The 15,733-nt window shown below is 37.7% G+C and carries 16 protein-coding genes and 1 tRNA gene; 13 read left to right on the forward strand and 4 right to left on the reverse strand.

Annotated elements, in window-relative coordinates:
• The first annotated feature begins 9 nt into the window (after window positions 1–9).
• From I6E82_RS02575 to I6E82_RS02635, 13 genes are all read left to right on the forward strand, one after another.
• The gene (locus tag I6E82_RS02575; protein ID WP_010553222.1) at window positions 10–861 is read left to right on the forward strand and encodes a thymidylate synthase; all 852 of its coding nucleotides are present in this window, start codon (window positions 10–12) and stop codon (window positions 859–861) included.
• A gap of 23 nt (window positions 862–884) precedes the next feature.
• Window positions 885–1,763 (forward strand): UTP--glucose-1-phosphate uridylyltransferase GalU, encoded by an 879-nt coding sequence (gene galU, locus I6E82_RS02580; protein WP_007583126.1) that lies wholly within the window; start codon window positions 885–887, stop codon window positions 1,761–1,763.
• A gap of 343 nt (window positions 1,764–2,106) precedes the next feature.
• Complete coding sequence (locus I6E82_RS02585; RefSeq protein ID WP_024592961.1) at window positions 2,107–2,790, forward strand: SPOR domain-containing protein; 684 nt, start codon at window positions 2,107–2,109, stop codon at window positions 2,788–2,790.
• A gap of 371 nt (window positions 2,791–3,161) precedes the next feature.
• The gene (locus tag I6E82_RS02590) at window positions 3,162–3,716 is read left to right on the forward strand and encodes an SPOR domain-containing protein (RefSeq protein ID WP_007583130.1); all 555 of its coding nucleotides are present in this window, start codon (window positions 3,162–3,164) and stop codon (window positions 3,714–3,716) included.
• Between the two features lie 115 nt (window positions 3,717–3,831).
• Complete coding sequence (locus tag I6E82_RS02595) at window positions 3,832–4,434, forward strand: DUF4402 domain-containing protein (protein ID WP_197116633.1); 603 nt, start codon at window positions 3,832–3,834, stop codon at window positions 4,432–4,434.
• 3 nt (window positions 4,435–4,437) lie between these two features.
• Window positions 4,438–4,920: a DUF4402 domain-containing protein gene (locus I6E82_RS02600; RefSeq protein ID WP_197116635.1), complete on the forward strand. Its 483-nt coding sequence runs from the start codon at window positions 4,438–4,440 to the stop codon at window positions 4,918–4,920.
• Between the two features lie 9 nt (window positions 4,921–4,929).
• Window positions 4,930–5,760, forward strand: coding sequence for a fimbrial biogenesis chaperone (locus tag I6E82_RS02605; RefSeq protein ID WP_024592959.1), 831 nt, complete (start codon window positions 4,930–4,932; stop codon window positions 5,758–5,760).
• Window positions 5,747–8,692, forward strand: a complete 2,946-nt coding sequence (locus I6E82_RS02610; RefSeq protein ID WP_231616849.1) for an MSCRAMM family adhesin SdrC — start codon at window positions 5,747–5,749, stop codon at window positions 8,690–8,692. Before I6E82_RS02605 ends, I6E82_RS02610 begins: the two co-directional genes overlap by 14 nt.
• A gap of 10 nt (window positions 8,693–8,702) precedes the next feature.
• On the forward strand, window positions 8,703–9,332 hold the full coding sequence (locus I6E82_RS02615) for an SPOR domain-containing protein (RefSeq protein WP_197116637.1): 630 nt from the start codon (window positions 8,703–8,705) through the stop codon (window positions 9,330–9,332).
• 56 nt (window positions 9,333–9,388) lie between these two features.
• Window positions 9,389–9,982 (forward strand): FlgO family outer membrane protein, encoded by a 594-nt coding sequence (locus tag I6E82_RS02620; protein WP_169044258.1) that lies wholly within the window; start codon window positions 9,389–9,391, stop codon window positions 9,980–9,982.
• Window positions 9,983–9,995: 13 nt separating this feature from the next.
• A complete protein-coding gene (locus tag I6E82_RS02625; protein WP_007583141.1) occupies window positions 9,996–10,688 on the forward strand; it encodes a FlgO family outer membrane protein in 693 nt (230 codons plus the stop codon).
• Between the two features lie 7 nt (window positions 10,689–10,695).
• Window positions 10,696–11,364: a FlgO family outer membrane protein gene (locus I6E82_RS02630; protein ID WP_197116639.1), complete on the forward strand. Its 669-nt coding sequence runs from the start codon at window positions 10,696–10,698 to the stop codon at window positions 11,362–11,364.
• A gap of 72 nt (window positions 11,365–11,436) precedes the next feature.
• Window positions 11,437–11,511: transfer RNA gene (locus I6E82_RS02635), tRNA-Arg, on the forward strand.
• A 77-nt stretch (window positions 11,512–11,588) separates the two neighbouring features.
• Here I6E82_RS02635 and I6E82_RS02640 read toward each other — a convergent pair.
• From I6E82_RS02640 to I6E82_RS02655, 4 genes are all read right to left on the reverse strand, one after another.
• Window positions 11,589–12,182: a DUF4303 domain-containing protein gene (locus I6E82_RS02640; RefSeq protein ID WP_197116641.1), complete on the reverse strand. Its 594-nt coding sequence runs from the start codon at window positions 12,180–12,182 to the stop codon at window positions 11,589–11,591.
• A gap of 120 nt (window positions 12,183–12,302) precedes the next feature.
• Window positions 12,303–13,235: an exopolyphosphatase gene (locus tag I6E82_RS02645; protein ID WP_197116643.1), complete on the reverse strand. Its 933-nt coding sequence runs from the start codon at window positions 13,233–13,235 to the stop codon at window positions 12,303–12,305.
• Window positions 13,236–13,380: 145 nt separating this feature from the next.
• Window positions 13,381–14,829 carry a dihydrolipoyl dehydrogenase gene (locus I6E82_RS02650; protein ID WP_197116645.1) on the reverse strand — a complete coding sequence of 483 codons (1,449 nt, stop codon included), beginning with the start codon at window positions 14,827–14,829 and terminating at the stop codon, window positions 13,381–13,383.
• Between the two features lie 82 nt (window positions 14,830–14,911).
• Window positions 14,912–15,640, reverse strand: coding sequence for a glutathione peroxidase (locus tag I6E82_RS02655; RefSeq protein ID WP_010553231.1), 729 nt, complete (start codon window positions 15,638–15,640; stop codon window positions 14,912–14,914).
• Window positions 15,641–15,733: the final 93 nt, after the last annotated feature.

The following is a 15,733-nucleotide window of genomic DNA, read 5'->3' on the forward strand; positions in this document are numbered from 1 at the left end:
AAGAAAAGCATGAAACAATATTTAAAATTATGTCAGCGTATTGTTGACGAAGGTCAGTGGGTCGAAAACAAACGTACAGGTACGCGTTGTTTAACCGTTATTAATGCCGATTTAGAATACGATGTGGCTAATAATAAGTTTCCAATGATCACTACGCGCAAAAGTTACTACAAAGCCGCTATTGCTGAGTTACTAGGATATTTACGCGGGTACGACAGCGCTGAGCAATTTCGTGAAATTGGCTGTAAAACATGGGATGCCAACGCGAACGATAACAACGCATGGCTTAATAACCCTAACCGTAAAGGTGAGGATGACATGGGGCGTGTTTATGGCGTACAAGGCCGTGGTTGGCAACGTCCAGATGGCTCAACGCTTGATCAGCTTTCCAAAGTTATTAATAACTTAAAAAATGGCATTGATGACCGTGGTGAAATAATCACGTTTTATAATCCAGGTGAGTTTGAGCTTGGTTGTTTGCGGCCGTGTATGCATACGCACACTTTTTCGCTACTTGGCGATACGCTATATTTAACGTCATACCAGCGAAGCTGTGATGTACCGCTCGGCCTTAATTTCAATCAAATTCAGTGTTTTGTGTTGCTTGCGTTAGTGGCTCAAATTACCGGCCACAAAGCGGGTAAGGCGTATCATAAAATTGCTAATGCACATATTTACGAAAACCAACTTGAACTGATGCGAGACGTGCAGTTAACGCGTGAGCCATTTGAATCACCTCAGTTAAAAATTAATCCAAAAATTAAATCATTAGAAGACATAGAAACGTGGGTAACACGAGACGACTTTGAAGTAATAGGCTATCAATGCCACGAAGCGATTCAATATCCATTTTCAGTATAATAAAAGATTAAGGAAAACATAAAATGAAAGCAGTGATCCCAGTAGCGGGCCTTGGTACTCGTATGTTACCAGCCACTAAAGCAATTCCTAAAGAAATGCTTCCAGTGGTAGACCGTCCTTTAATTCAATATGTAGTAAACGAAGCCGTTGCTGCAGGAATTAAAGAAATAGTGTTAGTAACGCACTCAAGTAAAAATTCAATCGAAAATCACTTCGATACAAGTTTTGAACTAGAAGCTACTTTAGAAAAGCGTGTTAAGCGGCAACTACTTGCCGAAGTGCAAGCAATCTGCCCTAAAGACGTAACCATTATTCACGTACGCCAAGGTGAAGCAAAAGGCTTAGGCCATGCTATTAGTTGTGCAGCGCCTATTATTGGTAACGAACCGTTTGTAGTTATTTTGCCAGATGTAATTATTGATGATGTAGAGAGCGATCTTAAAAAAGATAACTTAGCAGAAATGATCGCTAATTTTGAGAAAACTAAGCACAGCCAAATTATGGTAGAACCAGTACCAATGGCACAAGTGAACCAGTTTGGTGTGGTTGATTTAGGTGATGTTGACTTAAAGCAAGGTGAAAGCTCGCCAATTCTTAATATGGTAGAAAAGCCGCCAGTAGATGAAGCTCCATCAAACTTAGCTGTAGTGGGTCGATACGTATTAAGCGAAAATATCTGGCCGTTACTTGCAAAAACTCCGCAAGGTGCAGGCGACGAAATTCAATTAACTGACGCAATTGCGATGTTAATGGAACACGAAAAAGTAGATGCATACGCTATAAAAGGCCGTAGCCACGATTGTGGAAGTAAAATTGGTTACTTAAAAGCAACGATTGAGTTTGCACTTCGTCGCGATGAATTTGCCGATGAATTAAAATCATTTATTAAAAAACTGATTTAACAGTTAACGTAAAACATGAAAGGCGCCTATATCGGCGCCTTTTTTTATGAGTTTTATTAGGATAGAAGTAAGGAAAGGAATAGCTCTAAAATAAAATTTTTTAAGTCATTACAGACATATTGTTATTTATGTTGTAAAGTTTGTGTTAATTGGCATTGAATTTGTATTAAATAATGCTCTCAAGGAAGGGATGGAGTATGCAACGTTGTGTTTTACGAAATACTGACAAGCATGCGAAGAGCTAAGTTTTATAGCTCACAGCTTAAATAAAGTTAAACGCTTTCTTGTGAGAATGTTTAACTGAAATGTAGTGTAAAAACACTGCTTTCAGGACAACTAATACATGTTTATATATAAAAAAAATAACATTGGGCTTTTACTTAGCTTGCTAATGCTTTTATTTGGTACAGCATGCAGCGTCTCGCCTGAAATAAAAACCATTGATGAACAGCCTCAAAGCAACTCGCCTGACTACGTATCAATTACAGCCCTTGAACTTGCACAGCTAAAAGATGCCGCAATGCAGTGGCAACAAGCTCGTGAAGGTATAGAGCGAATTTTAAGATTAGAAAAAGAAATAACTTACCTCGTAAATCATATCGATATTATAAACAGCAAAGCTATTGCGCAGTCTAATCAAGGGTATAGCAGCAAGTCTGTACGCTCACCACGAAACACACGCAATGTTAAGTCACGCCAACAAGTTAAACAAAATTACAGTAATAAAAAACAAACTGTAAAATTAAATAAACCTAAACATGTATTTGCTTTACAGGTAGCTTCGGTTGACTCAGAGCAAGGTGTGGCTAAAGCATGGCAAGAGCTAAATACTAAAGCAGCACCGTTGTTTAGAGACAAAATATTGACTAACGTAGAAACCGCCAAAATAAACGACAAAATGTTTTACAGGCTGAAACTTGGCTCTTACCAAAACTTTAAAAATGCAAAAGCAGACTGTGACGTATTCAAGTTATATAAACTCGATTGCATAGTAAGTAACTACACCGATAAGCCAGTAAAGCTGTAGCTCACAGTATGTAATATCAATCTGCAATAATACCTAATCAATTTGAAGGATTAGACCTGACGCTAACTTTGCTAATAATTTTTGATATACGACTGCGTGAATGCAGGAGGTAGAGCAATGCAGCAGCAATTAGTGATACCAACTAAATGATGAAATTTTGCCTTGTTATCGATATGGCTTTTCTTACCTAAAAAATAGACTACTTAATTAAAAAGTTGCTCTAAAGTGGCGCAAAATTTGCTTTGATTTATTATCTTGGTTAGTAGAGTGCTTTTGCAATGCGGTATTTTAAGTCTTGTCATTTAATATCAGTTTTATTCTTATCTTTTTATTTATATGGATGTAGCAGCGCAACTGTAAATAACGAGAGCGTGCAGCATTCTTTAATAACTGATAAACAAGTAAAAGAGTATGTTTCGCAGTGGCACTTACAGCAAGAAAGCATTGGTCGTTTAACTGCTATGGAAGATGATTTACAGCTATTAATTATGGCGTTATCGTCTCAAAGTGAATTAACTGAAAACCCTCCTTTACTCATGCAAAGTAAAACCGATATCACCTATGGTAATCAGCCTTCACAGAATTTGGAACCGACGGCACTAAATAACACTCCCGAAGTAAAAACACCAAACTTACAAAATTCAGAACTCACCTTAACAGATGAAACTAAAATTGGAGCACAGCTTGGTTGGTATTTAAAGCCAGAGCTTGTTAAAGCAAGAGTCGAAAGGCTTAAGCAATTATACCCCAGTGCATTTACTCAATTTAATTTTACTATGTTTGAACGTAAAAATAATAATATGACTTTGTATGGATTACGTGTAGGTCCATTTAAAAACGATGCTCAAGTAAGTGCGTTTTGTTATTTAGCTAATCAGCTTGATCAAGTATGTAATATTGCTGCTTTTGTCGGAAAACCAATATAATTAATAAATTAGGCTTTTTAAACTTATATAGTATTAAAGTATTTGTACTAATAGTCGATACTAACTATAGTTGGGCAAATATTTGATAAAGCCCATTTTCTTATAAGGATTTAGCATGAAGTTTTATTTATCTGCATTAGCTGTAGCCACCGTGGTCAGCTCGTTTAGCACTTATGCTGCTACAGAGTCATTTGAAGCGAAAGTAACAGTACAAAATGCTGTAATACTCACAAAAGATAACGATTTAAATTTTGGTACTATTCGTGCTATTTCAGATCCATTAGGCGCCGAACAAGCAACGCTGACAGTTAATCCTGATCCAGCTGCGAGCCCTGTTACTTCAAAAGAGAATCCAACTGGTAACGCTGCGAGTATCTCAATAATTGAAGGTGGTGAAGCGGGTGCTTTTAGTGTGTCAGATGTAGTACCAAACTCTATTTTAACCATTAGCGACCCAGTAAATACTTTAATACTACCCTTAGCTGGCCAAGGCTTAAATGAACCTGATTTTACTGTAGATGCTTGGACTTACTTTATAACGAGCGGAACAAATGCAGGAGCGCTTTATACGCAGGGTACTCCTAACCTACAAGCTGGTGTTGATGGCGCTGTATCATTTAATATAGGCGCGACTCTTTCTACTTCATCAAACGCATCAAGTGTGGATTACCCTGATGGTGAGTATTCTGGTAGCTTTAATATTGAAGTGTCATATTAATTAGTGCTTAAACAAACAATGCGCTTTTTGTATGCTTCTGCTTGGCTTTCGTTAATGTTTAGCGAGCAAGCCTATAGCGCAAGCATACAACAAGAAGCGCTTAGTTTTGGCACTTTAGTTATCCCTCAAAATAATACTTTAAGCTCTATAACCATTAGCCATGAAGGTAAAACAACCACATTTGGTAGTATTTACGTATTAACTGAGGGGAATCCCGCAGAACTTTTATTTACCGATTTACCTCCGCTTACTCAAATATCGTTTAACAAAATGAGTGACTCTACATTGCAAAGTGAAGTACTTGGAGCTAATAGTGCCAAGTTTTCGGTTGTATTAGTAGATTTACCAAGAACGCAAACTAGCGATGAGTTTGGAGAGCTTTTACTCAAAGTAGGTGGCCGTTTAATAACGACAGGGACTAGCCAAAGTTACTTAGATGGTAGTTTTATTACTGACACCCAATTAGAAATTACGATTGATTACTAAAGGAAAAACATGCTTTATAAAGTTGTAGTGCTGCTCGCACTGAGTGTATGTATTTTAGGAAAAAATGCATACGCAAATTTACTTATCTCTCCAACCCGTATTAGTTTTGATGAACGTCAACGAACCGCTAAAGTTACCGTAATTAATACGGGGGATGAATATCAAACATATCGTGTTTTATGGAGTGAGAAGCAAGCGCAACCTAGCGGTGGCTACATACAGTTGGCAGAGGCTACAAGCGAAAGTTTAAGTTCAATGGCACGTTTGTCACCAAAACAAATGCGTTTAGCACCTGGTGAAAAACAAACAGTAAAAATAGCAATACGTAAACCTAAAGGTCTAGCTTCTGGTGAGTACCGCTCTCATCTTCTATTTCAAGCATTGCCTGGTGAAAATACTAATAAAACAAGCTCAATAAAAGTTAATATGATTATGAGCTACAGCATTCCTATTTTGTTACGCAAAGACATGAAACAGCCAGAAGTTGCCATAGAGCAAGCTAAGCTAGTGCTAAATGAAAGCAATCAACGTCCTCAGTTTTTATTGAATATAAAACGAGAAGGTAAGTTTAGTAGCTACGGTAAATTAAGTGCTTACTTTGTTGATAGTAATAACGAGCAAGTTAAAATTGCAGAAATTGGTAATTTAAGTATTTATCCAGAAGTAGATAATGCGTTTGTAACCCTTAGTTTATTTAGTGACAAAAATTTAGATAAAGCAGGAAAAGTCATTTTTAAATATGAAGGCAGTCAAGAATATAAAGACCTTACATTTGCACAATACACTCTGCCTTTAACCTCACAATCACTTAATGTTTTAACAGTGAATGACGCTAAATAATTTATTGTATGCACTATTACTAAGCATAAGTAGTTTGCTTAGTAATAGTGTAATAGCTAATCCTAATTCTTCCGTGGGGGATGCTTTAACAACACTACGCGCAATTGAACTAAAGCTAACTAAGCCCGTTGAAGTAATTGATTATAAAAACAAAGAAAATCAGCAACAGCGAATCGCCACAGGCGAGTTATTAATACTTTCGCTTTATTTAAACTCATACTACTTAGGTGAAGTTGCAGCAATTAAAAGCGAGCAAAGTGTACAAGTTAGTTTAAGCGACTTATTTGATATTCTACAATTTGCAATGAATGTTGATGCTAGCAATCGAATTGCTCAAGGTGTTGGAGCAAATCAACAACCTCTTTTTCTAAATGCAGCGGTTACACCCGCTGTATTTACTAGTCCTACACAGAGCTACTTATTAGCAAAAAATCAAATTACCATTGAAGATGATATTTATGTAGATATTCAAAGTTTACATAATGCTTTAAATCTAGAGTTTAATATTGATTACCCAGATTTAGAATTACTTATAAGCTCAGAGAGCCCCTTACCGGTTGAACAACAAAGATACAGACAGTCGCGCAACCTTAAATCACCTAACAAAAGATCGCCACCTACGCTGCCATGGAAAGCTAGCCCATATAAAGCGCTATCTTCTCCGGTTGCCGACTTACAACTAAATTTTACCGCGAGCGATGATAGACATTCTACGAACTATTCACTTTTAGGCACTCAAGACTTTGCGTATTTATCTGCAGAGTATTTTTTGTCTGGACGAAGTACTGACTTACTTACCAACTCTAGGTTAACGTTTACAAAGCAAAACTTAGACAAAGAAATAAAAAACAGCTTCATGCCTACTGAAATATCTTTTGGTGATGTTATCGCCACGCAAGTGGGTAATAGCTACAGTAGTCAGTATGCCCGAGGTGTTAAAGTTTCTAATAATGTAACCAATAGAAAAATAGTCAATAATCAAGTTAACTTAAGCGGTGCTATACAGCCAGGTTGGGATGTAGAGCTGTATCGTAATGAAATATTAATAGACCAGCAGCTTAGCCTCGCAGATGGGCGTTATATTTTTGATAATATAAACCTATTATTTGGAGCTAATAATTTTGAGCTTATTTTTTATGGGCCTCAAGGTCAAGTTGAGCGTAAAAGTGATTATTACTTTGTGGACGGAAATCAACTTAAGCAGGGACAAGGTCACTATGAATTGTCGGTTACTGAACAAGGCAAGCAGTTACTAAATAACAATGTTTCAAGCTCGCAGGGTCAGGGTTGGCAAGTTGCGGGTAGATATGAGCAAGGGCTTACAGATAATATATCTGTATACACTGCTACATCAGGTCAAAAAAACACGGATGACGATCTACTTAAGTATGCATTTGGTACCAACATAAGCTTGTTTGACCGATTATTATTAAATGCGAATGTTGAAAAAAATAATAACAATGAACAAGAATTTGAATTTACAGCCCGAACTCAAATTGCCGAACAATCACTACTTTTTAGCGCTACAAATCGTACCGACGAACAGCAGCAAGATTTTAACAGCTACCAAATAAATTTAGCTGGTGGGCTAATGAATAATACCTATGGACGCCTTTCTTATCAAAATAACGTCCTATATGACGATAGTGATATTAGAGGGCGTTTTAAACAAGTACGCAACCAGTTCAACTACTCATACTCAGGATTTGCACTAAGTAACCAATTGCTGTGGCAACAAGACGATAGCTCTAAGAGTACTTTTGGAACAACACGTTTTCAAAAGCGCTTTGGGAGAACCTACACAAGGTTTGGTATAGATTATAGTATATCGCCAGTAAGTGAGCTTGTTAGTTACGAGGCTGAGTTTAGCCGCAACTTGGGCCGAGATTTACAAGCGGAACTTACTTTAACTGATTCACTTCGTAATAATATTCAATCGGCCGAATTAGGGCTCAATTGGCAAAGCGACAAGTTTAGTTTAACGAGTAACTTAAACTACAACAGTAACGATGATTGGCGGCTCGGTATTTATAGCCGTTTTAGCTTAGGTTTTGATGTTGAACACAATACATATTTTGTCTCTAAGCGCAGCTTAACTAACACGGGTAGCTTAATGTTACGCGTATTCTTAGATCAAAATAATAACGGTATTATGGATGATGATGAGCACGGCGTTGCCGGCGTAAAAGTAAAAGGCGTTCACAATTATCGTCAAGCAATTACAGACGAACACGGCGTTGCGCTATTAACTTCAATGCCAGCAAATCGTACAACAGATATAATACTTGATAGAAATAGTTTTGAAGATCCGTTTTTAATACCAGCCAATGAGGGTTTTTCTATTACCCCAAGGGCTGGTTTTGTAGAGTATATGGACTTCGCATTAAATAATGCAAGTGAAGTGGAGGGAGTTGTTTATCAACAAAAAGGTGATACAACACAGATCCAACCCTTTGCAAATATAGCGCTGTTGAATGAAAAAGGGGATCAAGTTGCACAAACTCAAGCAGCATATGATGGCTATTACTTATTTACAGACCTTAAACCGGGGCAGTATAAAGCAGTAATTGATGATGAATATAAACAACGCAAGCAGCTAAAAAACACTCAAAATATAACAGTTAATTTATCGCCTCAAGGAGATGTAGTAATGGGCGTTGATTTAACATTAAAGGCGCTCAGTGCAACAACTGGAAGCATTGCCAATGCAGGAAGTTTTAGTTCGTTAAATATCTTAAAAATTTATTACCGTTTAATAGCACCACGAATAGAGCAGCAAGAAGCTTTTTATATGCATGATAAAGCTAAAAATAAATTTATTTTAGCCTTAGCGTACGCAACAAACAGTTCGCCAGAGCTTATTTCTGTATGCGACTCAGTAAAAGCGCAAGGGTTAAAGTGTGTTGTTGAAACACATAAAATACTCCATTAAAGGAATTAGGATGAAAAGAGTTCAATGTATATTTTTAATCAGTGCAATGTTGCTAAGTTATGGTTGTGCGAATAATAAAGCAATTGATGGTAGTGCTACTCAGACCAACGTAACTGACGAAAAAAGCTACGTAAAAATAACAAAGCAAGAACTTGAAACTCTAAAAGTGAGCTCCCAGCAGTGGCAAAATATGAAGCCAGAACTTGCGCGTTTATTACTTATTGAAGAAGACTTAAGCTTACTAATATCGCAACTCAATACAATTGCAAAAGAAAATGAGCAGAAAAACGCACCAGTAATAAAAGCAGAAATAGTTAATACCAACAAAATTAATCGCTCCAATTTACAATTAAAAAAACCAGTTGATCCTAAATTTGCTTTACAAGTGCTTTCAATAACGCAAAAAGAACAACTCTCTTTAGCTTTTAGGCAACTACAAAAAAAGCTTCCTAGCTTACTAGGCGATAACTTTGTGATGAATGTTGAAACAATAAATGTAAAAGGAGTTATGTATAACCGTTTAAAGCTAGGCGCATACATAGACAAAAAAAACGCTATGACTGACTGTCAAAAATTAAAGAGCCAAAATATAAATTGTTTAGTTAGCTATTACGTAGATCAGCCCTTTATCGCACAATAGTTAAGTCGGCATACAAATTGCTTCATCCTCAGTATGTTTTGAAGAGGATGGCAATTATGCGCCTTTTACTGCCTTTATTATTTTTAAATTTAGCTGCTTGTAACTTGGTGCCACCGCCAGAACCAAGTGTGCCTACAGATGCACCTAAAGCAGCCATGGCTCCTTTTACGGTTAATGACTATGTAGTTAATTTAACGTTGCAACTTAACCACCTAAACGGAGCATTAAATGCTAATGCACGTGTTGGCGTTAGTAGCTTCTTTTATGCAGATGCACTAGATACAAAATTAGTGACAGGGCAAGCCTCAGGCTTAAGTCAGCAGATCCAAGAAAGTCTGCTTACACAATTTACTCAACTGGGTTATCACACCGTTGAGTACAGACTTGGGAATAACCTCTCTTTATCAGAAAACTCAGACAGTATTTTAAGTCGCGATTTAAGTAAATTACGTAATCGCCAAAATATTGACTTAGTTATCACAGGAACAGTGACTCGCCAGCAGCATGCATACATAGTTAATGCACGGCTTGTGAATATAGAAAATAAACAGGTGCTCTCTGCGGGAAGTACCGAGATCCCAATTAATGTAATGTGGGGCAATGAGAAAATTCAGCAGCGTGACGGACTTTTATACCGAAGCGAATACTAATTTGGAGCACAAAATGAAAAACCTATTAATTACATTATGCTTACCACTGGGCTTTGGTTGCTCTCAAATACTAGGCACAATGAATACAGACACCACAACACCACAAAGTGAGCAAAGCAACCAACTGGTGAGTAACCAACGCGACGTTGCAGCACCTGTTTCTGACGATAACTTATTTCAGTCAGGAATGGCTCCACAAGATAACTACACAAAAGCAACACCGCCAATGCGCAAAAATATTAACCATTATGTGCGCGGCATAATGCAAGACATGGTTGAAAACTTACAGTACGTAAGTGAACAAACACCGTTAGCTGTTTCGAGTTTTATTTTTTTAGATGAAGACTACAACGATGGTAGCTTACTAGGAAACCAAATTGCAGAAAGCTTCATGCATGAATTACACAGCTTTGGTGTACCTGTTATTGATTTTAAAACAACTGATTATATGCGTGTTACCTCAACAGGCGACTTTGTATTTAGTCGCGACTATTTAGAGCTAAATCAAGATCAAAACTTTAAGTATGTACTAGCCGGTACGCTTGTAAACCATCAAGGTGGTGTACTTGTCAATGCACGTATTGTTGGGCTAGAAAGTAAGGCCGTGGTAGGTTCTGCACAAGGGTTTATTCCACAGTCGGTTGTTGATGCGCTTAATAGTAGCTATCGCACTGATGGCATAATGTTAAAACAAGCAAGCAAGTGAGATAATTATGTATAGTAAATTATTTAACCGCTTTATCATTTTTCTTGCTTTAGTTAACTTAGCAGGTTGTGCCTTTACTCAAAATAGTGAAAGTGCTGAAATGAATGCATCTTCAACCACACAAGTAAATTATGACTTAGCAAGCATGCTTAAAACAGCCCAACAACAATCAACTCAAGATAATGTTAACGGCAATCAATTTACACCACTTAAGCACCATAAAACACTTGCTAACTATGTAGAGCAAATGGCGCTTGATTTGGTTGATACGCTTGAATTTGAAAGTGATACCGACACCAATATTAATATTGCCGTTACTACCTTGGTCGATCTTGATTCATCGCTTACTAAAAGTAATCAATTGGGTAATCAAATTTCTGAAACGTTAATTCATCAGTTACAAAAGTTTGGTTATGGCGTGGTTGATTTTAAAACCACTCAAACAATAGATGTAAATAGCCGTGGTGATTTTGCTTTTTCGCGTGATATTGAAAAGCTCAGCGAAGAGCAAATGGCGAGCCATGTATTAGCGGGTACATTAATTTATCGCAGTGATGCTGTTGTTGTAAATACACGTGTAATTAACGCGCATACAAAAAAAATCGTCGCGAGTAGTCGAAAACTAATACCAATATATGTACTAAATAAAGAAGATATATACTTATCAAGCAATTAAGTTCAGTTGTCGCTTGATATAAAAAACCAGATGCCGTTATAATTCACACTTCTAAGCACACAGCTTATTTGTGGCCTCTTAGTTAAATGGATATAACGGCCCCCTCCTAAGGGGCAGTTGCAAGTTCGATTCTTGCAGGGGCTACCAATTAAATCAATGAGTTATATTTTAACCTCCCTCCCTTATACTTTGTGTATAGCGTATATGTAGTAGTGTTGCACTTTTTAATTGAAGGCGTTTAAAGCTTCTTGCTCGCATTTTTCACGCTCTGTAATCATGGCTTCAAAGTCAGTTTGAATTTGTGCTAGAACAGTTGGTGGGTTAAGTCGTTTGATTCTTTTAAATTGAATACTTTCTTCTTCATCATAGGCGAGTATTGCTAAAGTAATTTTTTCGCGTTCGATACCATTTGAAAATATTCCTTCGGTATCTAATTGTATGAGCACTTTCTCCATGATTGTAAGCCATTGATGCCAATTATCCATTGCTTCTATATCTGATTGAAACAAATCAATGCTGTTTTCTAGTTTTTGACACTCTAGAGTTGTTTCATCAAAGTATTCGGAATAATCCTCAAGCGTGGGGTAGTCTTCTGGATTCCATTTAGCCATGTAGAAACTACTTACATCATTGCCGTACTCTTCTTCAAATACTTTTTTTAAATCCGATAAGGTATTAAACATTGGAAGTAGTGAGTAGCTACCTGTGTGGTAAAAGCCCATTACATAAAGATCGTTACCGTATTTTTGTATAATGTTTTTAAACGCTTTTTTGGTATCTTGATAAAGTGTTTTTTCGAAGTTTTTAGTATCTAACATGAGGTCATTATTTCTTTTATTATTACAGAAATTTATATGAAAAAGAGAGCGATTAAAACTCACTCTACTAAAATAAAATAACCAGAGCTATTATATGACTCTGGTTATTGTAAGTTAATATTAGCCATCACTTGTAATCGTATCGATTAACTCACTAAGCACGGCTTCAGATTTACTTGTTTCTACTTGGCAAGTACCTGCATTTAAATGACCACCACCGCCGTATTTAAGGCACAGTTCGCCAACATTCGTGTTTGAGCTGCGGTTAGTGATTGATTTGCCAACGGCATACACTACGTTTTGTTTTTTAAGGCCCCACATTTTATGAATCGAGATATTGCAGTCGGGGTACATTGCATAAATAACAAATCGGTTTGTGGCGTAAATTGTTTCTTCTTGGGTTAAATCAAGAACCACTAAGTTTTTATGAACGGTAGCGCATTGAGAAATTTGCTCTTTAGCTTTTTCGTTATGCTCGTTATATAAAGCAACACGCTCGGCTACGTCTTCCATTTGTAGGATTTCTTCGATGCTTTGATCTTTACACGCATCAATCAGTTTCATCATTAATTGGTAATTTGAAATTTTAAACTCGCGAAAACGACCAAGGCCAGTTCGCGCATCCATAATAAAGTTCATTAAGACCCAATCGGTTGGGTTTAATATTTCGTCTTTTGAAAACTGAGCAGCATCGCCTTTATCTACCGCGTCCATCATTTCAACAGAAATATTTGGACGTTTTTCAGCGCCGCCATAATAGTCATAAACTACGCGAGCTGCTGATGGGGCTTCTGGATCAATAATATGATTTTTTATGTCGCTTGAGTTACGAACGGTTTCGCTAAGGTGATGATCGAATGCGATGTGACAACCTGCAACGTAGGGGAGGTTGGTGGTAATGTCGTTTTCGGTAATGTCTATTTTGCCATCTTGCATGTCTTTTGGATGAACAAACAAAATATCGTCAATTAGGTCTAAGTCTTTAAGCAATACGGCACAAACTAAGCCATCAAAATCGCTGCGAGTGACTAGTCTAAATTTATTATTGGGCATAGCTATTCCATCTTTTTAATTGAATTATCAATTAAGTGTAACAGCTAAATTTTTTTTTGAGAGGTCAGCTTAAAAAAATTATAAAAAAAAGCCAAAACGTTAGTTTTGGCTTTTACTTAGCAAGTTTGTATGTGTAGTAAATAGGTTATGCGCCTGGACCACATTCCATACATGAATTTACAATGTCTGGGCCAAATTTAAGTTTGGCATTTAAGTCGCGAAGGGCGGTACGTAACCCTTCTTCAATTACTGGGTGGTAAAATGGCATATCAAGCATTTCTGGTACGGTCATTTTGTTTTGTACAGCCCATGCTAGTAAGTGAGCGATGTGTTCGGCTTGTGGGCCAATAAATTCTGCACCTAAAAATAAGCCTGTGCCTTGCTCCGCATATACACGCATATGACCTTTGTTTTTAAGCATTACTCGGCTACGGCCTTGGTTTTCAAAGCTGACTTCGCCTACTTCAAAACAACCACATGGGCCTAAACGGTCGGTAATTTGCTTGTAGCTTTCGCCTACCATTGCTATTTGTGGGTCGCTAAATACAGCTGCAATTTTAGCTCTGCGCAGACCTATACGCACATCTGGGAAGCGCCCGGCATTTTGACCTGCAATAGCACCTTGGTCTGATGCTTCGTGTAACAATGGGAGCATGTTACTCGCATCGCCTGCTATAAATATGTTCGATTCACCACACTGCATTGTGTGCGTGTCTGCGTGCGGTACGCCGCGTTCATCAAGTTCAATGCCGGTGTTTTCAAGGCCTAGTTTATCTACGTTAGGTACTCGGCCTGTGGCTGCAAGTACGTAGTCAAACTGTTCGGTGTGTTTTTCACCTTGTTTGTCGGTGTAAGTTAGCTGTGCTTTGTCGCCAACTTGCATCATGTCAGATACGTTTGAGTCGGTATCTACAAAAAATTCTTCAGCAAAAACAGTATTTGCATAGTCTTTTACTACTGGGTCTGTAAGTGGGCCAATTGCGCCGCCTACACCAAATAGTTTTACATTTACGCCTAGTCGGCTAAGTGCTTGGCCAATTTCTAAGCCTATAACACCTGGACCAAATACAGCGACTGATTCTGGTAGGTCATCCCAATCAAATACGTCGTCGTTTATAATAAGTTTGTCGCCAAAGTTATTAAATACACCTGGGTATGAAGGGCGTGAACCGGTTGCAATGACAAAGCGTTTAGCGGTAATAATTGTGTGGTCGTCTATTTGCACGCGATTTGCATCTAAAAACTTAGCGTAACCACGAATTTTATCTACGTCTGGTAATTCATCTACGGCTTCTACTACGAATCCTGCAAAACGATCTCGTTCACTTTTAACGCGTGCCATAACTGCTTTGCCATCAATAACTGGCTTTGAGCTATGAACACCAAATGCAGGTGCCATTTCAATTGCGTGTGCAGCTTCTGCGGCTGCAATCAATAACTTGCTTGGCATACAACCAACACGTGCACATGTGGTGCCGTATGGGCCTGATTCAATCATTAATACATTTTGTGTGAACTGTTTAGCATTACGATAAGCACTTAAACCAGCAGTGCCTGCGCCTATAACAACAACATCGGTTTGCAATTCTTTCATAGTATTTTTTCCTCTAATAAATAGGGGCATAAAAGCCCCTATTTTTTACCTACTAACGTTAGGTATTTAATTTACTTATTAATTAAGCAAAGTATTTTTCTAAGTCGTCTGAACCACCGATGTGTTTACCACCAATGAATATTTGTGGAACAGTGTCACGACCAGATACAGCTTTTAGACTTGTTAGTGATGCGCCTGCACCCATAACAATCTCTTCATATGCGAAGCCTTTTTCTGCAAGAAGCTCTTTTGCTTTTTTACAGAAAGGACAGCCAGGTTTAGTAAAGATGCTTACTGGTTCTGGTTTAGCTTGCTTAGGGTTGATGTAATCAAGCATTGTGTCTGCGTCTGATACTTCAAACGGGTCACCTGGTAAATCTGGTTCGATAAACATTTTGTCAATCACGCCATCTTTAACAAGCATAGAGTATCTCCAGCTGCGCTTACCAAAGCCTAGGTCGTTCTTGTCTACTAACATGCCCATGCCGTCAGTAAATTCGCCGTTGCCGTCTGGTAATAAAGTAATGTTTTGCGCTTCTTGATGCTCAGCCCATGCGTTCATTACAAAGGTATCGTTTACTGATAAACATACAATTTCGTCAACGCCGTTTTGCTTAAGTACGCCTGCTAATTCGTTGTAACGTGGTAAGTGAGTTGATGAACATGTTGGTGTGAATGCACCTGGTAGTGAAAACACTACAACAGTTTTACCTTTAAAAATGTCATCTGTTGTTACTGATTTCCAATCGTTATTTTGACGGGTTGCAAATGTAACACTTGGGATTGTTTGACCTTCGATATTGTTTAACATAATTTTTGTTCCTCTTGATTTGTTGATAGCCATTATGGTGAATAATTAAATATAGTTCCAATCGTTTGTTTGTATTAAACTGATAGTTATAAA

Origin of the sequence: Pseudoalteromonas sp. NZS11, from assembly GCF_015864765.1 — a bacterium.
GTDB lineage: Bacteria > Pseudomonadota > Gammaproteobacteria > Enterobacterales > Alteromonadaceae > Pseudoalteromonas > Pseudoalteromonas arctica.

Excerpts from the sequence above, each read along its gene's own strand:
- I6E82_RS02575 (WP_010553222.1), top strand. The coding sequence starts at position 10 with ATGAAACAATATTTAAAATTATGTCAGCGTATTGTTGACGAAGGTCAG.
- galU (WP_007583126.1), top strand. The coding sequence starts at position 885 with ATGAAAGCAGTGATCCCAGTAGCGGGCCTTGGTACTCGTATGTTACCA.
- I6E82_RS02585 (WP_024592961.1), top strand. The coding sequence starts at position 2,107 with ATGTTTATATATAAAAAAAATAACATTGGGCTTTTACTTAGCTTGCTA.
- I6E82_RS02595 (WP_197116633.1), top strand. The coding sequence starts at position 3,832 with ATGAAGTTTTATTTATCTGCATTAGCTGTAGCCACCGTGGTCAGCTCG.
- I6E82_RS02605 (WP_024592959.1), top strand. The coding sequence starts at position 4,930 with ATGCTTTATAAAGTTGTAGTGCTGCTCGCACTGAGTGTATGTATTTTA.
- I6E82_RS02610 (WP_231616849.1), top strand. The coding sequence starts at position 5,747 with ATGACGCTAAATAATTTATTGTATGCACTATTACTAAGCATAAGTAGT.
- I6E82_RS02615 (WP_197116637.1), top strand. The coding sequence starts at position 8,703 with ATGAAAAGAGTTCAATGTATATTTTTAATCAGTGCAATGTTGCTAAGT.
- I6E82_RS02620 (WP_169044258.1), top strand. The coding sequence starts at position 9,389 with ATGCGCCTTTTACTGCCTTTATTATTTTTAAATTTAGCTGCTTGTAAC.
- I6E82_RS02625 (WP_007583141.1), top strand. The coding sequence starts at position 9,996 with ATGAAAAACCTATTAATTACATTATGCTTACCACTGGGCTTTGGTTGC.
- I6E82_RS02630 (WP_197116639.1), top strand. The coding sequence starts at position 10,696 with ATGTATAGTAAATTATTTAACCGCTTTATCATTTTTCTTGCTTTAGTT.
- I6E82_RS02640 (WP_197116641.1), bottom strand. The coding sequence starts at position 12,182 with ATGTTAGATACTAAAAACTTCGAAAAAACACTTTATCAAGATACCAAA.
- I6E82_RS02645 (WP_197116643.1), bottom strand. The coding sequence starts at position 13,235 with ATGCCCAATAATAAATTTAGACTAGTCACTCGCAGCGATTTTGATGGC.
- I6E82_RS02650 (WP_197116645.1), bottom strand. The coding sequence starts at position 14,829 with ATGAAAGAATTGCAAACCGATGTTGTTGTTATAGGCGCAGGCACTGCT.
- I6E82_RS02655 (WP_010553231.1), bottom strand. The coding sequence starts at position 15,640 with ATGTTAAACAATATCGAAGGTCAAACAATCCCAAGTGTTACATTTGCA.